The 13,893-nt window shown below is 66.1% G+C and carries 16 protein-coding genes; 7 read left to right on the forward strand and 9 right to left on the reverse strand.

Features of this window, described 5'->3' with window-relative positions:
* The first annotated feature begins 20 nt into the window (after positions 1-20).
* The 3 genes from ACETII_RS07410 (at position 21) to fae (ACETII_RS07420) (ending at position 2,259) form a co-directional block, all read left to right on the forward strand.
* Positions 21-863 carry a triphosphoribosyl-dephospho-CoA synthase gene (locus ACETII_RS07410; protein ID WP_472788132.1) on the forward strand — a complete coding sequence of 281 codons (843 nt, stop codon included), beginning with the start codon at positions 21-23 and terminating at the stop codon, positions 861-863.
* Positions 864-1,006: 143 nt separating this feature from the next.
* Positions 1,007-1,516 (forward strand): formaldehyde-activating enzyme, encoded by a 510-nt coding sequence (gene fae / locus ACETII_RS07415; protein WP_341104053.1) that lies wholly within the window; start codon positions 1,007-1,009, stop codon positions 1,514-1,516.
* Between the two features lie 170 nt (positions 1,517-1,686).
* The gene (gene fae / locus ACETII_RS07420) at positions 1,687-2,259 is read left to right on the forward strand and encodes a formaldehyde-activating enzyme (RefSeq protein ID WP_341104055.1); all 573 of its coding nucleotides are present in this window, start codon (positions 1,687-1,689) and stop codon (positions 2,257-2,259) included.
* Positions 2,260-2,308: 49 nt separating this feature from the next.
* Here the strand turns inward: fae (ACETII_RS07420) and ACETII_RS07425 are convergent, their stop codons facing one another.
* Positions 2,309-3,010: a HisA/HisF-related TIM barrel protein gene (locus tag ACETII_RS07425; RefSeq protein ID WP_472787627.1), complete on the reverse strand. Its 702-nt coding sequence runs from the start codon at positions 3,008-3,010 to the stop codon at positions 2,309-2,311.
* Between ACETII_RS07425 and ACETII_RS07430 the strand changes: the two genes are divergently transcribed.
* Positions 3,009-3,656, forward strand: coding sequence for a hypothetical protein (locus ACETII_RS07430; protein WP_472787628.1), 648 nt, complete (start codon positions 3,009-3,011; stop codon positions 3,654-3,656). The two genes, ACETII_RS07425 and ACETII_RS07430, sit on opposite strands and share 2 nt — an antisense overlap.
* Before the next feature lie 3 nt (positions 3,657-3,659).
* On the opposite strand, the gene ACETII_RS07435 is transcribed toward ACETII_RS07430, so the two are convergent.
* From ACETII_RS07435 to xoxF5, 4 genes are all read right to left on the reverse strand, one after another.
* A complete protein-coding gene (locus tag ACETII_RS07435) occupies positions 3,660-4,208 on the reverse strand; it encodes a PQQ-dependent catabolism-associated CXXCW motif protein (RefSeq protein WP_472788133.1) in 549 nt (182 codons plus the stop codon).
* Positions 4,208-5,113: a substrate-binding domain-containing protein gene (locus ACETII_RS07440; RefSeq protein WP_472787629.1), complete on the reverse strand. Its 906-nt coding sequence runs from the start codon at positions 5,111-5,113 to the stop codon at positions 4,208-4,210. The genes ACETII_RS07435 and ACETII_RS07440 overlap by 1 nt, the downstream gene beginning before the upstream one ends.
* A gap of 25 nt (positions 5,114-5,138) precedes the next feature.
* Complete coding sequence (locus ACETII_RS07445) at positions 5,139-5,606, reverse strand: c-type cytochrome, methanol metabolism-related (RefSeq protein ID WP_363351253.1); 468 nt, start codon at positions 5,604-5,606, stop codon at positions 5,139-5,141.
* 127 nt (positions 5,607-5,733) lie between these two features.
* Positions 5,734-7,557 carry a lanthanide-dependent methanol dehydrogenase XoxF5 gene (gene xoxF5 / locus ACETII_RS07450; RefSeq protein WP_472787630.1) on the reverse strand — a complete coding sequence of 608 codons (1,824 nt, stop codon included), beginning with the start codon at positions 7,555-7,557 and terminating at the stop codon, positions 5,734-5,736.
* 268 nt (positions 7,558-7,825) lie between these two features.
* On the opposite strand from xoxF5, the gene ACETII_RS07455 reads away from it, so the two are divergent.
* Together ACETII_RS07455 and ACETII_RS07460 are read left to right on the forward strand one after the other, a co-directional pair.
* Positions 7,826-8,773, forward strand: coding sequence for a quinoprotein relay system zinc metallohydrolase 2 (locus ACETII_RS07455; RefSeq protein ID WP_472787631.1), 948 nt, complete (start codon positions 7,826-7,828; stop codon positions 8,771-8,773).
* A 59-nt stretch (positions 8,774-8,832) separates the two neighbouring features.
* A complete protein-coding gene (locus tag ACETII_RS07460; RefSeq protein ID WP_472787632.1) occupies positions 8,833-9,627 on the forward strand; it encodes a quinoprotein dehydrogenase-associated SoxYZ-like carrier in 795 nt (264 codons plus the stop codon).
* Between the two features lie 33 nt (positions 9,628-9,660).
* On the opposite strand, the gene ACETII_RS07465 is transcribed toward ACETII_RS07460, so the two are convergent.
* From ACETII_RS07465 to ACETII_RS07475, 3 genes are all read right to left on the reverse strand, one after another.
* Positions 9,661-9,786 (reverse strand): hypothetical protein, encoded by a 126-nt coding sequence (locus ACETII_RS07465; RefSeq protein WP_363350280.1) that lies wholly within the window; start codon positions 9,784-9,786, stop codon positions 9,661-9,663.
* 134 nt (positions 9,787-9,920) lie between these two features.
* Positions 9,921-11,849: a cobaltochelatase subunit CobT gene (gene cobT / locus ACETII_RS07470; RefSeq protein WP_472787633.1), complete on the reverse strand. Its 1,929-nt coding sequence runs from the start codon at positions 11,847-11,849 to the stop codon at positions 9,921-9,923.
* A 131-nt stretch (positions 11,850-11,980) separates the two neighbouring features.
* Complete coding sequence (locus ACETII_RS07475) at positions 11,981-12,466, reverse strand: redoxin family protein (protein ID WP_472787634.1); 486 nt, start codon at positions 12,464-12,466, stop codon at positions 11,981-11,983.
* Between the two features lie 216 nt (positions 12,467-12,682).
* Between ACETII_RS07475 and ACETII_RS07480 the strand changes: the two genes are divergently transcribed.
* The gene (locus ACETII_RS07480) at positions 12,683-13,138 is read left to right on the forward strand and encodes a hypothetical protein (RefSeq protein ID WP_472787635.1); all 456 of its coding nucleotides are present in this window, start codon (positions 12,683-12,685) and stop codon (positions 13,136-13,138) included.
* Between the two features lie 97 nt (positions 13,139-13,235).
* On the opposite strand, the gene tlpA is transcribed toward ACETII_RS07480, so the two are convergent.
* Positions 13,236-13,871 carry a thiol:disulfide interchange protein TlpA gene (gene tlpA, locus ACETII_RS07485; RefSeq protein WP_472787636.1) on the reverse strand — a complete coding sequence of 212 codons (636 nt, stop codon included), beginning with the start codon at positions 13,869-13,871 and terminating at the stop codon, positions 13,236-13,238.
* Positions 13,872-13,893: the final 22 nt, after the last annotated feature.

Below are 13,893 nucleotides of genomic sequence, written 5' to 3' on the forward strand. Positions count from 1 at the left end.
CCAAGGAGAGGGAGAAGAGGATTTCATCCGCCTTCATCGCCGCCTGCGAGGCCGAGCTCGCCGCGCCCAAGCCGGGCAATGTCCATCATTTCGCGCCCGGCCATGGAATGGCGGCGCAGGATTTCGTCCTGAGCGCCCGCGCCGCCGCGCCGTTCATCGCCGCCGCGGAGGCAAGCGTCGGCGCGCGCATCCTGGGCGCGGTCGAGGCGACCTGGGCGGCCGTCGGCCAGAACACCAATCTCGGAATCGTCCTGCTCTGCGCGCCGCTGGCGCAGGCGGCGCTGACGGCGACCAGCGACGATCTCGCAGGCGAAACCGCCCGCGTCCTCGCCGCGCTCGACGTCGCCGACGCCGACGCGGCCTTCCGCGCCATTCGGCGCGCCAATCCCGCCGGTCTCGGCGAAGCAGAGGCGCATGACGTCTCGGGCCCGGCGGAAACCACCCTGCTCGAGGCGATGCGCGCCGCCGCGCCGCGCGACCGCATCGCCTATCAATACGCCCACGACTTCGTCGACATTTTCGAGACCGGCTTCGCCGCCCTCGCCCGCGCCCGCGTCCGCGGCCATGACGCGCCGCGTGCGACGCTCGAGGTCTATATGGCCTTTTTGGCCGCCTTGCCCGATAGCCATATCGTCCGCAAATACGGGGTCGCGGCGGCCTGCGCGGTTTGCGCGGAGGCGGCGCAAAGAGCTTTGGCGATCGAAGCCGCCGGGCGGGGGGAAGCCTTTGAGCTTGCCCTCGAATTCGACCGCGAGCTGAAGGAAAAGCGTGTCAATCCAGGCACAAGCGCAGACATGACTGTCGCTGTTCTTTTTGCAGATTCTCTTCGGTCCATCTTGGCAAGCGCGCGCAAAAATGGTTGAGTCCGCGCCGCGCGGGGCATTCTCGCGGCTATCTGGCCAACCGGTCGGGCAAAATCCTAAAGAGCCCGACGCCGAAAACGAAGGATAGGAGCGCTGCGGCGCATGACGCGCGGCGCTTGGGGGAACCTGGAAAGGAAACGCACATGGCTTTGATCAACAAGATGCTGGTCGGCGAGTCGCTCGTCGGCGAGGGCAACGAAGTCGCTCACATCGACCTCATCATGGGTCCGCGCGGTTCGGCCGCTGAGCTCGCCTTCGCGAACGCGCTCGTCAACAACAAGGACGGCTTCACGACGCTTCTCGCGGTCGTCGCGCCGAACCTGCTCTGCAAGCCGAATACGATTCTCTTCAACAAGGTCACCATCAAGGGCGCCAAGCAGGCCGTCCAGATGTTCGGCCCGGCGCAGCACGGCGTCGCCAAGGCGGTCGCCGACTCGGTCGCGGAGGGCGTGATCCCGGTTTCGGAAGCCGACGACCTGTTCATCTCGGTCGGCGTGTTCATCCATTGGGACGCCAACGACGACAAGAAGATTCAGGACTACAACTATCAGGCCACGAAGGAAGCCATCGCCCGCGCCGTCCGCGGCGAGCCGAAGGCCTCGGAAGTCGTCGCCAAGCGCAACGAAGCCAAGCACCCCTTCGCCCCGAATTGATTTCGGGCGTTATCGCCTCGTTTGCAAAATCGGGGAGCCGTTGCGGCTCCCCGTTCAGCCGTACGGGACGCATCGCCAGAACTCGGGCGTCCGCATAAACAGGTGGGCTCCGCGCGTGCGCTAACAAAAAACGCCGCTGGACGCGAACAGCACCGGGAGGGATGGAAAAAATGGCTTCTTTCTTCGAGAAGATTCTTGGCGCGCTGTTTCCTAAGCCGTCGAGCGGTTTCGGCGGCTCCTCGAGCGCCAAGACGGGAGTGGGCGAGTCGCTCGTCGGCGACGGCAACGAAGTCGCTCACATCGACCTGATCATGGGTCCGCGCGGCTCCGCCGCCGAGAAGGCCTTCGCCAACGGCCTCGTCAACAACAAGGACGGCTTCACGACGCTCCTCGCGGTCATCGCGCCCAATCTGCTCGTCAAGCCGTACACCATGATGTTCAACAAGGTGACCATCAAGAACGCCAAGCAGGCTGTCCAGATGTTCGGCCCTGCGCAGCACGGCGTCGCCAAGGCCGTCGCCGATTCGGTCGCCGAGGGCGTGATCCCGCTCGAAAAGGCCGAAGACCTCTTCATCTGCGTCGGCGTCTTCATCCACTGGGACGCGAACGACGACCAGAAGATCCAGGACTTCAACTATCAGGCCACGAAGGAAGCCATCGCCCGCGCGATGAAGGGCGACCCCAAGGCCCAGCGCGTCGTCCAGGAGCGCGTCACCGCAAAGCATCCTTTCGCCGCCAACTGATCGGCGGAGAACGCGCAGCGACAATAGGGGAGCCCGTGCGGCTCCCCTTTTATTTTGCGCCGAGCGTCGCGAGATCGTCAGGCGTCAGCCGCCGCTCGTGCAGCGCTGTGGCGATGAGCGCGCCCGCCGCGCCGGCGTCCCGCAGGGCCATGAGATCGTCGAGGCCGCGGACGCCGCCGGCGGCGTAGATCCGTCGCCCTGGCGCGCGCCGCGCAATCTCGCGCACGCGATGGAGGTCGGGCCCCTCGCCGGCGCCGACGCGCGCCAAGGTCATGACGATGACGCGATCCGGCCAGAGCGCGCTGTCGGCGAGAAGGCGGGGATCGCCGAGAAATCCTCTGTCCGAGAAATCGAGCGACAGAATGACGCGCGACGGCCCTCCCGCCTGCGCGGCCTCGGCGGCGTTCTCGAGAGTTTCGCTGCCGAGCACGACATCGACAGTGTCGGCCGCCGCGCGCCGATGCGCCTGCGCCCCGCGCGCAACGCCGACATCGAGCCATATGCGCGCCGGCGCGATCGACCGGGCGACGGCCGAAACGGTCGGAAAGTTTTCGCCGCGTCGTTCGATCGCATCGAGGTCGGCGATATAGAGCGCCTCAAAAGGATAAAGCGACATCAGTCCGCGCGCGACGTCTCGCGCGTCGCTGGTTTTCGCAAGCGGCGTTTCAATGGCCTGGTAATCGGCGCGACGGCCGGCGACCGCGCGTACGGCGACGCCGTTGCGAATATCGATGACGGGAATGATCTCCATGGGGCATTATAGAGGCATGGTCACGCCAAGAAAATTCGTCGCGCCTTTGGCGCCTGCGTTGGTCCTCGCCGCCGCGCTCTGCGCCGCGTCGGCCGGCGCCCAGACCTCGCAGGGCGACTGGCCCTGCAAACAGGTGCGCGTGCCGGAGATTGCGCTCGGCGGCGTCTGGACTGGCCCGTCGCTCGACACGGAGCGGCGGGAATGGCGCAACGATCCGACTGTCGCCGACCTCGTCGGGCGCATCGCGCCGCGCCGTACGCCGCTCGAAGAGGCCGAGAAAGCCATCGCGGATTTCGCGAAGAACGCCGGCGGCGATCGCAAGGCGCGCCTGACGCTTCTCTTCGCCGGGCTTTATGATCGGATGAACGACGAACGGCGGGACGTCGTGACCGGCCTCGACCGCTTCGGCCGCCGTCTGAAGGACATGGCCGAAAAGACGCGTGAAGAGACGCAGGCCTTCTACGATTTGCAGAACAAGAAGCCGCCGGACCCCGAAGCCGTCAAGAAGGCCGCCGAGGCGCTGCAATGGCGGGTGCGCCTCTTCGAGGAGCAGCGCAAAATGGGAGCGTATGTCTGCGAAAGTCCGGCGTTGATCGAGCAGCGGTTCGGCGCGCTGGCGCGGGCCATTATGGCGGCGATGGAGTAGCGGCTACTCGCGGGGTTCGGGCTTCGCCTCTTCCAGCGGATGTTTCGCCGCCGCCCAGCCATCGGTTCCCTCCGGATACCAAAGGACATGCGTATAGCCGAGCTTTAACGCGCGCTTGGCGGCGTTCCAGGACATCCAGCAATCCGCGAGGCAATAGAACACGAGCGGCCGGGATGTGTCGCCGCCGGACGCCTTGGCGAGCCCCTTTATCAAATAGCGCTCGGTGGTCTCGGAGAGCGCGCCATAGCCGGTGTCGGGGAGCCAGACGCTGCCGGGGACATCGAAGCGCGGCTGCCCGCGCCAGACGACGTTTTTCGGAAGTCCCTCTGGTTTCGGCGCATGCGGCAGGGCGTCGATGAAAGCCGCGGTCTTGGCGCGCCACAGGTCGAAGGCTGTCGCCGTATCGATAACGGCGGCGCCCTTGAGCGTCGCGGGCGCGGGCGCGCGATAATTCTCCATCCGGTAGCCTTCCGGCTCGCTCGGAGGCGATGCGCTCTCGGCGCGCGCCGACGCGGCGAAGGCGATCGTCGCAACGGCGACGAGCGCGTGGATCACGGCGTCGTCCGGATCGGCTGGCCCGCTTCATCGATCGTGGGGACGCCGTAGTCGGCAAGGATTTTGTCGATATCCGCCTTGTTCTGCGCGAGCAACGTATTGAGTTCGCGCTTCCAGTTCTGGTCGGAATGGCGCACGCCAAAGGCGATGCGGAAAGCCATGCGCGTCCCCGGAGTCTCGGCGAGCGGCGTTACAGTGAGCTTGGCGCCGGATTTCTTGGCGTAATAGCCGGCGATCGGCCCCCACAGCAGCGCGACGTCGATGTCGCCTTTTTCGAGGTCGTGGATCATTTGCGCGGTCGAGGACTCGACGCGGGTGTCGACCATCAGCGCATAGGGCTTGACGAGCCCGATCATCCCATTCTTGGCGAGAATATTTCCAGGCGGCGTATTGGCGATGAGGCCGATGCGCCCCTTCTTGTCCTTGAGGCGCGGATCGTCGAGGTTCTCGACGCCGTCGAGATCGGCGCCCGCGCGCGTCACCATCGCGTAAGTGGTGCGGTAATAGGGGTTGGTCGGCTGCACAAGGTCATTGCCCTGCGGCATGCCGAGGATCACGTCGCAAAGATGCGCGTTGAGCGTATTGCGCACGAAGCCCGTCGCGCCCGGATAGAAGGTGTAAGCGAGCTCTTTGTGAAGCTTTTGCGCCAGCAGTTCGGCGAGCTTGTTTTCGAACCCTTCGCCCTTTTCGTTGGAAAAGGGCAGATTATTGGGGTCGGCGCAGACGCGCAGGACTTTGGGATCGATCAGTTCGATTCCGCCGGCGCTGTCCGCGCCCTTGGCGCCGAAATCCGGACCCATATGCTGCGCGAAGCCGGACGCCGCCGCGAAGAGAAGGGCGGCGGCGCCGGCTGAAGACAAGAGCGCGGCGGCGCCGCGCCTCTGTTTCGGGGAGACGATCATGCGATCGGCCTCTTTTGACGCGCGCTTACTTGGCGCTCATGCACTCGGCTTCGGCCTTGGCGAAGGCCTCGGGACGGGCTTCCTTCTTCTCCGGGCGGCCGGCCTGGATGGCGCCGGTCGAGAGCGCGCGGAGATAGACATAGAGGTCGTCGATGTAGCAGACCGCGTTCTTGTTGTCGGCGAAGGCCGGCATGACGCTGTTGCCGTTCTGACGGCCGCCGATCACGATGCCGGCGAATTCCGCATAATTGAAGCGCTTCACCGAATCTTTCAGCGCGGGGGCGTAGGTCGAGCCGCCGCCGTTCGGGCCGTGGCAGACGTGGCATTCGGCGTGATAACGGCGATAGCCGGAGAAGGTGTACCAGTCCACCGTGCCGTCGGCCGCGACATTATAGGTGGGATCGCCCTTCGCGTCGAAATATTTGCCGTCGGTCGATTTGACGGCCTTGGGGTCTCCGGGCGCCTCGGCCATGGCGGAGGTCCCCACACTCATCATGACGCCCAGGGCCAGCGCCCCGAAAAGCGACGATCTCATACTTTCTCTCCTCGTTACAAAGACGGCGCTCGGCGGAATGAATTCGCCGAGCGCCGGTTGTTAGTTTACGGGCCTGCTTTGCCGTTTAGTTCGGCAGCGCAAACACGCTGAGCACGCCGCCGAGCGCGGTGTAATTGGCGAGCGAGGCGTAATTGCCGACCGCGCCGAGGCCCTCGTTGGACTTGGAGAGACCGGCCGCCAGGCCGATGCCCGCCCAGCCGCCGACGCCCGACAGCACCGCCACATACTGCTTGCCGCCCGCCTCATAGGTGATGACGTTGCCGATGATGCCCGACGGCGTCTTATACTTGTAGAGCTCCTTGCCGGTCTTGGTGTCGACCGCCTTCAGATAGCCTTCGAGCGTCCCGTAGAAGGTCACGCCGCCGTCCGTCGACGTCGCCCCGCCCCAAACCGAGAACTGCTCCTTGTTCGACCACACGATCTTGCCGACCTTCGCGTCCCAGGCGATGAAATTGCCGGTGTGGTTCGTCCCGTCGCCGAGAACCCGCCCCGCCGGGAACATCTCCAGCGTCGCGCCGACGTAAGGCTGGCCCGCCGTATAGCTCACGCGGAACGGCTCATAGTCCATGCAGACGTGGTTCGTCGGCACGAGGAACAGACCCGTCGCCGCGTCGTAGGACGCCGGCTGCTGGTCCTTCGACCCCAGCGCCGCCGGGCAGACGTTCTGCGTGTTGGTGTCCTCGCCATTGTGCTGCGTCGAATATTTGTCGACGACCAGCGGACGCCCATAGGTCGGCGACGCCTTGTCCATGTCGACCTTCGTCGCCCAGTTCACCGCCGGATCGTATTTCTCCGCGACCAGCAGATCGCCGTTGGTGCGGTCGAGCGTATAGCCGAAGCCGTTGCGGTCGAAGTGAACCAGCGTCTTGACCGTCTTGCCGCCGATCGGCTGGTCGGCCAGCACCATCTCATTGATGCCGTCATAGTCCCACTCGTCGTGGGGCGTCATCTGGTAGAGCCACTTCACCTTGCCGGTGTCGAGGTCGCGCGCCCAGATCGTCATCGACCAGCGATTGTCGCCCGGGCGCTGCACCGGGTTCCACGTCGAGGGGTTGCCCGAGCCGTAATAAACGAGGTTCAGCTCAGGATCGTAGGAATACCAGCCCCAGGTGGTGCCGCCGCCCGTCTGCCACTGGTCGCCCTGCCAGGTCGAGATGCCCGAATCCTTGCCCACGACCTTGCCGAGATGGGTGGTCTTGTCGGGGTCGATCAGCGTGTCGGCGTCCGGGCCCATGGAGTAGCCGCGCCACGCCTGCTTGCCGTCCTTCACCGAATAGGCGGTGATATGGCCGCGCACGCCGAACTCGCCGCCGGCGATGCCGACGAAGACCTTGTCCTTGAACACATGCGGAGCGGCGGTCGAGGTCTGGCCCTTGGACGGATCGCCGTTCTTCACCGACCAGACGAGCTTGCCGGTCTTGGCGTCGAGCGCGACGAGCGTCGTGTCGGCCTGGGCGAGGAAGATCTTGCCGTCGCCATAGGCGAGGCCGCGGTTGACCGTGTCGCAGCACATCACCGGCACGACCGACGGATCCTGCTTGGGCTCATATTTCCAGAGGATCTTGTGGTCGGGATCCTTCAAATCGAGCGCATAAACGATGTTGGGGAACGGCGTATGCAGATACATCACGTCGCCCACGACCAGCGGCGCGCCCTCGTGGCCGCGCAGAACGCCCGTCGAAAACTGCCAGGCGGGAGCCAGCTTGCCGACGTTCTCCGTCGTGATCTGCTTCAGGCCCGAATGGCGGACGTTGGCGTAATCGCCCGTCGGCGTCACCCACTGCTTGGGGTCCTTCTGCAGGGTGAGCAGTTCGTCGTCGGCGTTCGCGGCGCCGGCTGCGAACAGCGCGAGAATACCCACAGAAGTCGACAACAACAGCTTATGCATGAGCATTTCCTCCTGATGACGCCGCGGGGCGCCTTATTGTTGCGCCGCCTCCGACGTCACGCCTCTCAAGGGCGCCTCGACATTGGGAAGGCGTTTTCCGTTCTTGTCCCGCGCCGCTCGTGCAATATCACCCGCAGCGCGCCGCTCCCGGTTCCCGTCCGGAAGACATCTTTAACTCGGAAACGGCGGGATAATATGTCTTGACCGGAGGAATCGCAATCCAAAAAACGAAGGCGTCGGCGTAGAGCCGGCCGAACCAGAAGCAGCCATGTGGAACAATAACTTGCGTCTTTTTTTAGCGACGTTCGCCGTGGTCGCGGGCGCCCTTTCGGCCGCGTCTTCGGCGGCGCCCGCAACGACGTTCCAACTCGTCGAGATCGCCCCCGGCGTATACGCGCATCAGGGGGAAACGGCGCTCATGACGCGCGCCAATCTCGGCGCCATCGCCAATCTCGGCGCCATCGTGGGAGGCGAGGCCGTCGCCGTCATCGACACCGGCGGCAGCCTGCTCGAGGCGAAGGCGTTCCTCGCAGCGTTGCGCGAGAAGACGCAAAAGCCCATCCGCTACGTCGTCAATACGCACGCGCACCCCGATCACGTCTTCGGCAACGCCGCCTTTGCGGGCCCCGGCGTGACCTTCGTCGGCCACAAGAATCTGCCGCGCGCCCTCGCCGCGCGCGGCGCGCATTACCTCTCCTCGTTCCGCCAGACCATGGGCGACGCGCTCGACGGCGTGTCCATCATCGGACCGTCGCTCACCGTGGCGGAGACGGCGACGCTCGATCTCGGCGATCGCCCGATCGAGTTGCAGGCGTGGCGGACCTCGCACAGCGAGGCCGATCTCACGGTCCTCGACAGGAACACAGGCACGCTCTTTTCCGGCGACCTGCTCTTTCTCCAGCATGTGCCGGTCGTCGATGGGAGCCTGCTCGGCTTTCTCGAAGTCGCCGACAGGCTCGCGGCCGTGAAGGCCGAGCGCGTCGTGCCGGGTCACGGCCCGATGGTCGCGCCCTGGCCCAAGGCGCTCGAGGATGAAACGGCCTATCTGACCCGCCTCACCGCCGATCTGCGCGCCGCGATCAAGAAAGGCGAGGGCGTCGCAGCCGCGTCCGCCGACGCCGCCGCCAGCGAGCGCGCAAAATGGCGGCTCTTCGACGACTACAACCCGCGCAATGCGACCGCGGGCTTCGCCGAGCTCGAATGGGAGGAGCCGTGACTTTGTCGCAGGGCCGGGCGGCAGGCTAGGCTAATATCGGCAAAAAGCCGGGAGGAACCATGACCCGAACAGCCCGCGCGACGCTCGCCGCCGCCTTCTTCGCCGCCTCGCTCGCCATCGGCGCGCGCGCGCAGACAAACGCCCCAGATCCCTGGCCGGGCCTGGTGACCGACCTCTTCAAGGGCCGCGACATCCGCAAAGCGGACGGAACCATCGCGCTCGAGGCGCCGACGCGCGCCGAGGACGCCGCGATCGTGCCCATGACCATGCGCTTCGCCGACCCGGCGAACGTAAGGGTCGCGACGCTCGTCATCGACCAGAACCCCATGCCCATGGCCGCGACCTTCACGCTCGGCGACAAGGCGGCGGTCGACTTCATCGAGACGCGGGTAAGGGTAAATTCCTACACCAATGTCCACGCCGTCGCCGAGACGCGTGACGGGGCGCTCCATTCCGAAATGAAATTCGTAAAAGCCTCGGGCGGCTGCTCCGCCCCCGCCGGCAAGGATCCGGACGAAGCGCGCGCCAATATGGGCAAGATGAAATATCGCGAATTCACGAGCGCCGCCGCTGGCAAGCGCGAGGCGCAGATCATGATCCGCCACCCCAATAATTCCGGTCTTCAAATGGATCAGATCACCCGCGCCTACACGCCGGCGCATTATGTCGATGCGGTCGAGGTCTGGCAGGGGGACGAACTGATCTTCAAAATGGAGGGGGGAATCTCGCTCTCCGAGGACCCGAACTTCCGCTTCACCTACGCGCCCAATGGCGCGAAGACGCTACGCGTCGTCGCCCACGACAACCAAGGCGGCGCGTTCAAGGCCGAGTGGCCGATCGCCGAGGGGACGTGAGTCGATAAAAAAGGGAGCCGCAGCTCCCCTCTCTCAGCCCAAAATCGTGACGGCCGCGCACACGGCGAGCGGCAGACCCGCCAATGCGCAGATCGCGGTCACGCAGGCGACTCTTTCATACGCAGGCGCCTCGTCGCGCAATTTCCTGATCAACGCCATCTCGCATACTCCCAAGCAACGCTTCCCGGCCGGCGCGCTCGTTCACGATGGCGCGCATCTGTTAACGCGCGGAATGGAATTTGGTTGCATTGCGCGCAAGCGGCCTGCCGCTCGCCGTTGTCGTTAAGCGACGCCTAAGCGCGGGCCAGGATGCGCGTCGGTTGGCGGCCAACGGAAGGGGAGACCGGCGCCGGCCGGCTGGTCTCGCTGAAGAGTTCGGCGAGCTTCTCGGTCATGGCGCCGCCAAGCTCCTCGGCGTCGACAATCGTCACCGCGCGGCGATAGTAGCGCGTCACGTCGTGGCCGATGCCAATGGCGATGAGCTCGACCGGCGACTTGGTCTCGATGTCGTGGATCACCTGACGCAGGTGCCGCTCGAGGTAATTGCCCGGATTGACGGAGAGGGTCGAATCGTCGACGGGCGCGCCGTCTGAGATCATCATCAGGATCCGCCGCTGTTCGCCGCGCGCGAGCAGGCGGCGATGCGCCCAGTCGAGCGCCTCGCCGTCGATGTTTTCCTTCAGCAGCCCCTCGCGCATCATCAGCCCGAGATTGCGGCGGGCGCGCCGCCAGGGGGCGTCGGCCGCCTTGTAGATGATGTGGCGAATGTCGTTGAGGCGGCCCGGATTGGGTTTCTTGCCCTCGTTGATCCACAGCTCGCGCGATTGGCCGCCTTTCCAGGCGCGGGTGGTGAAGCCCAAGATCTCGACCTTCACGCCGCAGCGCTCCAGCGTGCGGGCGAGAATGTCGGCGCAGGTCGCGGCGACGGTGATCGGCCGGCCGCGCATGGAGCCGGAATTGTCGAGCAGCAGGGTCACCACCGTGTCGCGGAAGTCCATGTCCTTCTCGCGCTTGAAGGACAGCGGCTGTTGCGGGTCGATGATGACGCGCGGCAGGCGCGCCGGGTCGAGCATGCCTTCTTCGAGGTCGAACTCCCAGGAGCGGCTCTGCTGCGCCATCAGGCGGCGCTGCAGGCGGTTGGCGAGACGGCCGACGACAGAGGACAGATGCAAGAGCTGTTTGTCGAGATAGGCGCGCAGCCGGTCGAGCTCTTCGGCGTCGCACAGCTCTTCCGCGCGCACGGTCTCGTCGAAGCGGGTGGTGTAGGCGTGATAGTCGGCGCCCGAGCGGTCGGCGGCGGTCGTCGATGGGCGGCGCGCGTCCGCCGCCTCTTCGAGATCGCCCGAATCCGATTCATCCGCCGCTTCGCCATAAGGGGCTTCCGCCGATTCGCTTTCGCCTTCCTGCTCCGAATCCTCGGCGGCGAGCGAGGTCTCCATCTCGGCCTTTGATTTCGCTTGGTCCTCTTCCTGCTGCTGCTCTTCGCTCTCGTCCGGGTTTTGCGGCGCCTCTTGCGGGTTGTCCTCCGCCTCGCTCTCCTCTGGGGCCTCGGCCCCGGCCATGTCGAGATGAGACAGAAGTTCGCGCACGATCTGGGCGAAATGCTTCTGGTTCTCGACGGCGCCGGCGAGCCGGTCGAGATCGGCGCCGGCGCGGTCTTCGATCATCTCTCGCCAGAACTCGACGATCTTCGCGCCATGGGGCGGCGGTTCGAGGCCGGTCAGGCGCTCGCGCGCCATCAGCGCCAGCGCGTCTTCGAGCGGCGCGTCGGCGCGGCTCGCGATTTTTTCCGAATGGCTGCGCGTATAGCGGTCTTCGAGCATGGCGCCGATATTGGCGGCGACGCCCGCCATGCGCCGCGCGCCGATCGATTCGACGCGCGCCTGCTCCAGGGCGTCGAAGGCGGCGCGCGCCTCCATCGTTTCGGGCGCAAAACGGCGGTGAAGGGCGTCGTCGTGGCAGGCCAGACGCAGCGCGAGGGAGTCGGCCTGGCCGCGAACGACCGCCGCCTCCTTGGCCGTGAGCTTGCGCGGCGGCTCGGTGAGCCGCGCCTTGGCGCCCTCCTCGCCGGCGATGAGCGACGGGCGCTCGGGCGCATAAATCACGTCGAGCTTGGGCGTTCTCGCCATGGCGCGCATGGCGCCGGCGACGGCCCGTTTGAAGGGCTCCTGCGGGGCTTCCTTGGGAGAGGCGGGGCGGCGGTTCGTCGGGGCGGGAGGCATTCGGCACTATATGCGCATGCGCGCAAAAAGGAGCAAGTCGGCGCCGCTCGGGCGGCCCTCGTCTGATAGACCAGGCCGCCCCCACGGCTTTGCCCGCGATGAGGCGGCCCGCCCTGCTCCGGCGCAGTGGGTCAGAGCTTCTCCAGCGTCGATTCGGCGCTCGAGACGGTGGCGAGGCTCGAATTTTCCTCGACGTTGATCCACAGCACCACGCCGTCGTTCACAACGGCCGAAAAACGCTTGCCGCGCACGCCGAGGCCGAATTCCCTGAGGTCCAGTTCGAGGCCGAGCGCATGGGCGAAGACGGCCGAGCCGTCGGCGAGCCCGTCGATCTTGCCGGCGGCCCCGCGATCCTTGAGCCAGGCCTCGAGGGTGAAGACGTCGTTGACCGCAGTCACGGCCACGGCGTCGACGCCTTTTGCTTTGAGCTCGTCGTATCGTTGGACGAAGCCCGGGAGGTGCTTGGCGTGGCAGGTGGGGGTGAAGGCGCCCGGCACCGAGAACAGCGCGATCTTGCGGCCCTTGAAATAGTCGCCCGTCTTGATGGGCTCGGGCCCGTTCTTGCCCATGACGGTAAGCGTGACGTCGGGAATTCTGTCGCCGGATTGGATGGTCATGCCACTCTCGCTTTTTGGGTGAGGCGAAAAAAAATCGTTTCTTAACTTAGCGCGTTTCCAGCCGCTGTCCTCCTGCAAAGTCGCCGGCTCGCAACTCGGACTTCGCAGAAGGGCGTTTACCGCAGCGATTCATGCTGCTTGTGACGCGCCCCGATGCGATGCAACATGGGCGCTGGCGGCTCGAATTACGAGCCCGCGCGCTTGGAGTGTTCTGATATGGCCAACACGGAAGGACACGGAGGGCAGCCGCCCGCCGCCTGGGTCTGGAGTCAATATCGCGGCGTTCTGCCGGCGGAGACCGAGGCGCCGGCCGCGGACTCGGCCGTCCCCACGCCGGACGAGGCCAGCCCCGCCGGCGGCGGTCAAAAACACGGCCTGATCGGATTGGGCCTCGCGGCGGCCGTGATCGTCATCGCCGGCCTGACCTGGCTCTTCACCACGCGGTCCGCCTACGGCCCCGCCCCCGAAGCGACGCCGCCGGCCGCGACGGGAAGCGAGACGCCGCAAAAGAGCGAGGCGGCGCCGCCGCCGCCCGCAGCTGCGCCGGCTCCCGCCGCTACTGAAACGCCCGCGCCCGCGGCGCCCGCGGCGGAGGCGCCAAAGGCGGCGCCGCCCGCGACCCCGCGCCATGACGGCGACCACGGGAAGAAGAAGAAAAAACACCAGGGCTAGGGGCGTTCGCCGTCCCGCCGGGCAGGGCCGCCCTTTCCCCCATTCTCGGCGAGAGGGAGCGGCGCGTCGTCAGAGAGGCGCGAGATCGTCGGCGCAGTTACCGACCGGCCGCATCGACGGCTTTCGTCACCAGCGCCCTGGCGTCCGCCGAATGCCAGGCGGCCGGGCCGTTCATCAGCCCGATCTGGCAGCCTTCCGGGTCGACGAGCATGGTGACCGGCAGGCCGAGCGCTTTGCCGGACTGCTTGAGCTCGAAGAAAATATTGGCCTTCGGGTCGGCGTAAAGCGAAAGCGACTTTACGCCGGTCTCCTCGAAAAACTTCTTCGGCCGGTCGAGGCGCGACGTGTCGATATTGACCGTCACGACCTGAAACTTGTCAGACCCCTGCTCCGCCTGCAGCTTGTCGAGCTCGGGCATTTCGGCGCGGCAGGGCACGCACCACGTCGCCCAGACGTTGAAAAGGATCGTCTTGCCCCTGAACGCGGCGAGCGTCGCGGGCTTGCCGTCGGGATCGGTGAAGGCGTAATCGGGAAGCCTCTCGGGCGTCTTGGCGATGGTCATGGCGGCGACCTCGCCCTTGGCGAGGTCCTTCACCGCTTCGGCGACCTTCGCCGCCCCGGCGCACTCCGCCGCGCGCGCTTCCTTGCCGCTCGGCCCGCCCGCGTATAGAAACCCGGCGCCGGCCGCGGCAATCAACAAAGTCGCAAGGCGATAGGCGGCGGGCTTTTTCATCAGGCGCAGGCTCCGGGGTGGA

Source organism: Methylocystis sp. NC52PC (assembly GCF_055698645.1).

Coding starts and splice junctions, on each gene's coding strand:
- ACETII_RS07460 (WP_472787632.1), top strand. CDS start 8,833: ATGACCCGAACAGCCCGCGCGACGCTCGCCGCCGCCTTCTTCGCCGCC.
- tlpA (WP_472787636.1), bottom strand. CDS start 13,871: ATGAAAAAGCCCGCCGCCTATCGCCTTGCGACTTTGTTGATTGCCGCG.
- ACETII_RS07430 (WP_472787628.1), top strand. CDS start 3,009: ATGGGGCATTATAGAGGCATGGTCACGCCAAGAAAATTCGTCGCGCCT.
- ACETII_RS07455 (WP_472787631.1), top strand. CDS start 7,826: ATGTGGAACAATAACTTGCGTCTTTTTTTAGCGACGTTCGCCGTGGTC.
- xoxF5 (WP_472787630.1), bottom strand. CDS start 7,557: ATGCATAAGCTGTTGTTGTCGACTTCTGTGGGTATTCTCGCGCTGTTC.
- fae (WP_341104055.1), top strand. CDS start 1,687: ATGGCTTCTTTCTTCGAGAAGATTCTTGGCGCGCTGTTTCCTAAGCCG.
- ACETII_RS07475 (WP_472787634.1), bottom strand. CDS start 12,466: ATGACCATCCAATCCGGCGACAGAATTCCCGACGTCACGCTTACCGTC.
- ACETII_RS07425 (WP_472787627.1), bottom strand. CDS start 3,010: ATGGAGATCATTCCCGTCATCGATATTCGCAACGGCGTCGCCGTACGC.
- ACETII_RS07440 (WP_472787629.1), bottom strand. CDS start 5,113: ATGATCGTCTCCCCGAAACAGAGGCGCGGCGCCGCCGCGCTCTTGTCT.
- ACETII_RS07480 (WP_472787635.1), top strand. CDS start 12,683: ATGGCCAACACGGAAGGACACGGAGGGCAGCCGCCCGCCGCCTGGGTC.
- cobT (WP_472787633.1), bottom strand. CDS start 11,849: ATGCCTCCCGCCCCGACGAACCGCCGCCCCGCCTCTCCCAAGGAAGCC.
- ACETII_RS07445 (WP_363351253.1), bottom strand. CDS start 5,606: ATGAGTGTGGGGACCTCCGCCATGGCCGAGGCGCCCGGAGACCCCAAG.
- fae (WP_341104053.1), top strand. CDS start 1,007: ATGGCTTTGATCAACAAGATGCTGGTCGGCGAGTCGCTCGTCGGCGAG.
- ACETII_RS07465 (WP_363350280.1), bottom strand. CDS start 9,786: ATGGCGTTGATCAGGAAATTGCGCGACGAGGCGCCTGCGTATGAAAGA.